The organism is Vibrio sp. YIC-376, from assembly GCF_052353105.1.
In the GTDB taxonomy this organism is placed as follows: domain Bacteria; phylum Pseudomonadota; class Gammaproteobacteria; order Enterobacterales; family Vibrionaceae; genus Vibrio.
Genome location: NZ_JBBWFK010000028.1, coordinates 22,646 through 29,086, shown reverse-complemented (window position 1 = coordinate 29,086; position 6,441 = coordinate 22,646). Strand labels below are relative to the sequence as shown.

At 43.8% G+C, this 6,441-nt stretch carries 6 protein-coding genes; 2 read left to right on the top strand and 4 right to left on the bottom strand.

All coding sequences use genetic code 11. The features are described from left to right. Nucleotides 1–673 precede the first annotated feature (673 nt). Nucleotides 674–820 carry a hypothetical protein gene (locus tag WJM94_RS24150; RefSeq protein ID WP_444496691.1) on the top strand — a complete coding sequence of 49 codons (147 nt, stop codon included), beginning with the start codon at nucleotides 674–676 and terminating at the stop codon, nucleotides 818–820. 193 nt (nucleotides 821–1,013) lie between these two features. Here WJM94_RS24150 and cowN read toward each other — a convergent pair whose 3' ends face one another. The 4 genes from cowN to zntR all read right to left on the bottom strand — a co-directional run bounded on the left by cowN (nucleotide 1,014) and on the right by zntR (nucleotide 4,514). After that, entirely contained in the window at nucleotides 1,014–1,316 is a 303-nt protein-coding gene (cowN, locus tag WJM94_RS24145) for a N(2)-fixation sustaining protein CowN (protein ID WP_444496690.1), read from the bottom strand. Nucleotides 1,317–1,403: 87 nt separating this feature from the next. After that, nucleotides 1,404–2,042 carry a Crp/Fnr family transcriptional regulator gene (locus WJM94_RS24140; RefSeq protein ID WP_444496689.1) on the bottom strand — a complete coding sequence of 213 codons (639 nt, stop codon included), beginning with the start codon at nucleotides 2,040–2,042 and terminating at the stop codon, nucleotides 1,404–1,406. Between the two features lie 358 nt (nucleotides 2,043–2,400). Further along, a complete protein-coding gene (cadC, locus tag WJM94_RS24135; protein ID WP_444496688.1) occupies nucleotides 2,401–3,951 on the bottom strand; it encodes a lysine decarboxylation/transport transcriptional activator CadC in 1,551 nt (516 codons plus the stop codon). A 164-nt stretch (nucleotides 3,952–4,115) separates the two neighbouring features. Next, the gene (gene zntR, locus WJM94_RS24130; protein ID WP_444496687.1) at nucleotides 4,116–4,514 is read right to left on the bottom strand and encodes a Zn(2+)-responsive transcriptional regulator; all 399 of its coding nucleotides are present in this window, start codon (nucleotides 4,512–4,514) and stop codon (nucleotides 4,116–4,118) included. 265 nt (nucleotides 4,515–4,779) lie between these two features. On the opposite strand from zntR, the gene purH reads away from it, so the two are divergent. Continuing rightward, nucleotides 4,780–6,372: a bifunctional phosphoribosylaminoimidazolecarboxamide formyltransferase/IMP cyclohydrolase gene (gene purH / locus WJM94_RS24125; protein ID WP_444496686.1), complete on the top strand. Its 1,593-nt coding sequence runs from the start codon at nucleotides 4,780–4,782 to the stop codon at nucleotides 6,370–6,372. The last annotated feature ends 69 nt before the right edge of the window (nucleotides 6,373–6,441 follow it).

The following is a 6,441-nucleotide window of genomic DNA, read 5'->3' as shown; positions in this document are numbered from 1 at the left end:
TAAGATTTTGTCGGCTCAATGAATACTGAACATTACATAAGTAATGTTTGAATTGACTGTGCTGAATCTTGCGATTCAATGGTCACTTCGTATCATTGAAACCTAATTTGAAACCGAAGTTTCTAATTGGATTATCATCAACGAGTGCCCACACAGATTGATAGGTCTATATTTTTAAAGAGCTTTTCTGACTCGCCTTTCGCTTTCGCGTCTCGGTGTCAGGGGTGCGTATCTTACGCTTCCCGATTTGAGAGTCAAGCATTTTTTCAAATTTCTTTTTCTCTCGTTTCCGACTCGCTACGTGACTTTCGTCTCACTCCGTGTCGGTGGATGCGCAGTGTAGGGAGTTACGAAATTAGTACAAGCGTTTTTTGCAAAAAAACTTTCAACCGAACAAACAATGAGCATATCGTGCAAATAGGGAACGATCTTGGCCAATTTTCTTCTTTAAAAAGGATCTTTTTGCGGATAGCGACTATGAACTCGCACAAAAAGATCCGAAATTTATCTCTGGATTTCCTCGTTGCTCCTCACCGTTACACGAACTCCACCGTTTTTACCTTAAACAGGCAGCAACAAAGCCTCTCTGTATGACTTGCTTTACCTCGACTGTATAGATGTTTACCTTTATCTAATTGGTTGTTGAGTTATTGGAACTGAGTTCGGGGAACAATTGCCTCCAGTTCTGGAAACTAACCCGCTCTATCTTGTTACGATGCAACATCTGGATAGTGAACCGGGGATTGTCCGTGGCGGTAGTGCTGATGAAGATGCTGATTATGTTGATCTATTAGGCTCACCCTCTTGCAGAGGTGTGTAGAGTAACACCATTCACTGTGTTGTCAGTTACGACGGAATCGCTCCTGTCGCGGTGAGTAGTGGACAAGGTGCCATTGAACAGAAGCCGATCTGGAAATATGGATTGATATACTCAAAAGGAGAGCTTTATATCGAAGCTCTCCTTTATTAATCTGCATCTAGTGTTTTTAGGTCGGTGATTATACTGTGGTAAATCAAAAACAATCACTTTCAAGCTGATCTAATAAACCCAGCCCCTGTTGATCGTTATGGGCTTCGAGAAAATCCCGGATATAGTAGACATTGCTGTGCAGGAGGTACTGTGCATCTCGGATATGGCCCTGGTTTGCCCTCATCTGTTCTGCTTTTTGCTTGAACTGTTCCCAGAAAGCATTAGCACCACCTTTATCAATGTGAGAGATAATTCTGTCTAACATTCTCTCATTCAGTTCCTTATCTCGGTCCTGATACTCGGTTTGTTCAAATAATCTAGATGTTCTGTAATCTACACTGCCCATAAAGCTGTCCTTGCTATCTTGATGAATAGCACCAGTGTATGGACTGCCGCGGGTGATGTCTGTCAGGTACCTGACAGTTGATCAATTTTATAAGTTGGCTATCTGTTCAAGATCGTGGGGAGAGTAAACCAGCAGCTTGCCCCGTCCTTCTCTTTTTATAATGTCTTCTTTTTGTAAATCAGATATCAGGCTGGATAGCGTCTGACGGGAGGTTCCGATAACCTGAGCCAACTGTTCCGTTGTCAACGGTAACGTCACCAATAGATTGTGCTTATTTTTATGCTCTTCTGGTATCTGTCCCAGTAAAAAGCCAGCAAATCTTGCTTTTACATCACGAAAAGCCAGGTTTTCTATTGTATCGATACAGCCGGATAAGGTCGTAGATAATACCCGGGTCATGACTCCCATCATTTGTGGGTGCTGATGCAGACGTTGTGAGAAAGTCTGTAAATCGCAGCTCTTTATCTCCGATTCTTCCATCGCTTCGACAAAGGCACGGGTATGAGTGCAGTAGATATCCCCAGGGTTCAGCAGCGCTAAGGTAAAGATCTTCTCCCCATAAGAAAGAAACACCTTTAACCGCCCTCTCATCAGGTAGAACACCCGGTTGTTGTCGTCCTGAGGGTAACTCAGCATTTCTCCATTTTTTAAGTGTCGGGAGCGAAACCCATCAACAAGGCTGTCTATATGGATATCTGGTTTTACACCATGATTTAAGCACTTCATCAAGTTCACCTGCGACTGTTTTCTGTTCCCAATACCACGCTCAAAACGGCAAAGAAAATAGGATAAACAGGTATACCAGCAAAATATAAGCCGATATAACTTATTGAATCTATTATACCTGATAAAGCTAGCGTGTCGGTTTTATAACAAATCAGACAACATCTTCGCTCAATGTGCGTCGTTTATGTTAGTAGCGATACACATCAGCGTATTGATGCGAATGCCTATGAGGTTAATATCATTCTGCCGTTAGTTAATAACCACCAGCTCAAGGGCTATCTGCCATTTGTTGTTGAGCATAGGAAATACAAAAAGCCCCTCATCTTAGTGAAGGGCTAATCGCTGTCGAGTGTTTGGTTTAAAGCATTCCAACCTTTTCCTGCAAAGCCAATTGATCGGGCGCACGGTCTATCTCTAGTTCACTTGTAAAAACCAAATTCTCACACAATAAGTAAGTCTCTAGAGATGTATCTATATAGAGGGCGTCACGGTAGGATTCATCCGCTAACTTTCGGTTTCCATCCAGTTCCGCATGTTTCCCGCGAATCACATAAGAAAGGACGGATTCACGTAACTTTAGAGCTTGGGCCAAATATCGCTTTGCTTTCGCTAACTCACCAAAGACAGTTTCATGCAACGCAAGAGCTTCGTATATACGTGGTTGCATCTGCCCAGAAACCATTTTTACATTCACTTCCAACGCATCTTGAAGTTCCTTGAGTTTCACTTCTTTTGACTTGCGTTCCGGTTCGAACGCTTGCTGGACGTGATAAGCAACCAATAACTCAGCCTGCACATAAGCGTTGTCTGGTTCAATCTCTAAGATGTTCTCCAGTAGTTCAATACCATATTGATACTGATTGGCATCTGACACTTTTAAGTAATGATTAGCTTGAACAAGCAGTTCTAATGCCTTGGTAGTCATCGGGAGACCAGCCACCAGCATTGTGGATTTGAGTTTGGCATCAGACACGTTCAGTATCTCCATCAAACTTAATGAAGCTTGCTGAAGTACCGTTCTCAAATCGCTATCAGTTAAGGAATATAAACGACGAAACAGTGCTTCTTCTGAAACGTGGGTACGATACTCAACTTCTAAAAAGCTGATGTCCTCATTTTGCCTGATTATTACCATCACTGATTTCCCAGGCTTAGCTCCCTTAACGAATGAGGAACTCTTCTGCATAACTCGATAGTCACTGACCTGAGCAACATCCGACATTAACTTTTTCGTAAGGCCATCAGCAAAGTCATCACTCATTCCGGTGTTGCTAACGTTGTTCTGGATTTTGAATTCTATAAGATGAGTATCGATTCTCTGTGGATAGTCTACTTCTGTCTTCTTGTAGGCAAACGTACCTATCATGGCAACCACTATACCTAGTAAAGCAAGACACAAGACCTGAAGTCTTAAGCTTATTTTTGGCAGTAAGGAAGATACTTGAGACATTTCACGCGCTGTCTTTGCCAGTGAATGAGCAATAGGACTTAAGTTAGCGTCGTTTGATGCAAATCCTTGCTCCTCAATAATCAGTGAGGAAATATTTTGGCTATCCGCACGAAGAGATGCCATGAACTCCTTTACCGTCATCTCTGAAGCCTCTGCCACCAGCTTATAGCCACGCTTAGGTACCGTCATTATATAGCTGTGATATTCTTCCCGCCCATCTCGCAACAACTTGCGCAACTCAAAAATAGATTGAGTCACTACTTGCTCTGTTACTGACGCGCCATCCCACACAGACAATAGCAGCTCTTCACGGGTGAAAACTTTATTAGCGTTATTGGCAAGGAAATACAGAAGATTCATTAAACGCGGCTCGACAGTGACTTCCCTACCTTGTCGGTACAACTTATTTTCATCAACACTCAAAACCCAGTCGTTGATCTGAAAATAGACTCCAACCATGTTAGTTCTCTCTCCTATCTACCTGATGAGCATCACATTGGTAACGATGGAATGCCCTTTTTCTTAGCCAGAAAAAGAGAGAGATTATAGGGAGGAACATGGCTTGTTTCTAGCGATGCAGTACTTACGAGTACGATCTCACAGGAAATGACACAAAGATGAGGCTATTCCAATGCAGCTAAGATAGAACAGTGGCTTGCATCATCATTAACATGACCACAACAAGCATCGTTAATTTTCTTCAGTGCACGACGAATTCTTGTGAGTTCATTAATTTTCTCATCAATCAGCTCTAGCTTAGCAGAAGTGATGGCTTTTACCTCTGCACAGCTATGTTCGGTCGCTTCTAATTTGATTTCCAGCAGATCTTTAATTTCATCCAGGCTCAACCCGAGCTCTTTGGCTTTGAGGATAAATCGCACCTGCTTTTGATTCTCTTCATTATAAAGGCGATAGCCCGATTCACTTCGTCCGGCGGGTTTAATCAGTTCATTTTTTTCGTAGAAGCGCAATGTATCGGCTGTCACATTACAGCGTTTCGCCAGTTCACCTATCTGAAACATAACTTTCCTTATTAACTATCTCGTTACTTTAAAAGCTAAAGATCGACTTTTTTGCAATTATTTTTGAGATGCCAAACGATTGCGCGAGCTTTTTTGTAATAAATTGGTTAGAATACGCGCCATCAAATAGTGGAGACTGTTTTCTAACAGGAAACACCCTGAAAAGGTCTTTACCAAAACTGGCCAATATTTTACCCCAAGAGGTAAAAACAAGTTCATTTTTGGCAAACATCTTTAACTCCGTGAATTTGAGGAAAATGGAAGCATGAACAACGCTCGTCCTATTCGCCGCGCGCTAATCAGCGTATCAGACAAAACAGGTATTGTTGAGTTTGCACAAGCTCTTACTGAGCGTGGTGTTGATATCCTATCTACTGGCGGCACAGCTCGCCTACTTGCTGAGCAAGGCATCGCTGTAACTGAAGTCTCTGACTACACTGGTTTCCCAGAAATGATGGACGGCCGCGTTAAAACGCTGCACCCGAAAGTTCACGGTGGCGTACTAGGCCGTCGCGGTCAAGACGATGAAGTGATGGAAAAACACGGCATCAACCCAATCGACATGGTTGTCGTTAACTTATACCCATTCGCAGCAACCGTTGCTAAAGAAGATTGTACTCTTGCTGACGCAGTAGAAAACATCGATATCGGTGGTCCTACTATGGTTCGCTCTGCAGCGAAAAACCACAAAGACGTAGCGATTGTTGTTAATGCACACGACTACGACCGCGTAATTGCAGAAATGGATGCAAACGACAAGTCTCTGACTCTGGAAACTCGTTTCGACCTTGCTATCGCTGCATTTGAGCATACTGCTTCTTACGACGGCATGATCGCAAACTACTTCGGCACTATGGTTCCATCTTACGGTGAGAACAAAGAAGGGGATGAAGAATCTAAATTCCCACGCACTTTCAACCAGCAGTTCGAAAAAAAACAAGACATGCGCTACGGTGAAAACAGCCACCAGGCAGCAGCATTCTACGTTGAAGCGAACCCGGAAGAAGCATCAGTTTCTACTGCACGCCAAATTCAGGGTAAAGCACTTTCTTACAACAACATTGCTGACACTGATGCAGCGCTTGAGTGTGTGAAAGAATTCAGCGAGCCAGCATGTGTGATCGTAAAACACGCTAACCCATGTGGTGTTGCACTAGGTAAAGATATCCTGGAAGCATACAACCGCGCGTACCAGACAGACCCAACGTCTGCTTTCGGCGGTATCATTGCATTCAACCAAGAGCTAGACGCGGAAACAGCTACAGCTATCGTTGAACGTCAATTTGTTGAAGTTATTATCGCACCTTCAGTATCAGCAGAAGCAATCGAAGTGGTTGCAGCGAAGAAGAACGTTCGCCTGCTTGAGTGTGGTGAGTGGACGACTAAAACTACAGGCTTTGACGTTAAACGCGTTAACGGCGGCCTACTGGTTCAAGACCGCGACCAAGGCATGGTAAGCCTGGATGACCTTAAAGTGGTATCTAAACGTCAACCGACAGAAGAAGAGCTAAAAGATGCCCTATTCTGCTGGAAAGTTGCGAAATACGTGAAATCAAACGCGATCGTTTACGCAAAAGGTGACATGACTATCGGTGTGGGCGCAGGCCAAATGAGCCGCGTTTACTCAGCGAAAATCGCAGGTATCAAGGCTGCAGATGAAGGTCTGGAAGTCGCTGGCAGCGTAATGGCATCTGACGCATTCTTCCCATTCCGTGACGGTATTGATGCAGCGGCCGAAGCAGGTATCAAGTGTGTCATTCAGCCTGGCGGTTCTATGCGTGACGATGAAGTTATCGCAGCAGCTGATGAGCACGGCATGGCAATGATCTTTACGGGTATGCGTCACTTCCGTCACTAATTTAAGAGACCAGAATACAGAACAGGCGCTGCGCACCCTTTGAGAATACAGAACTGAAAATTGCTGTTC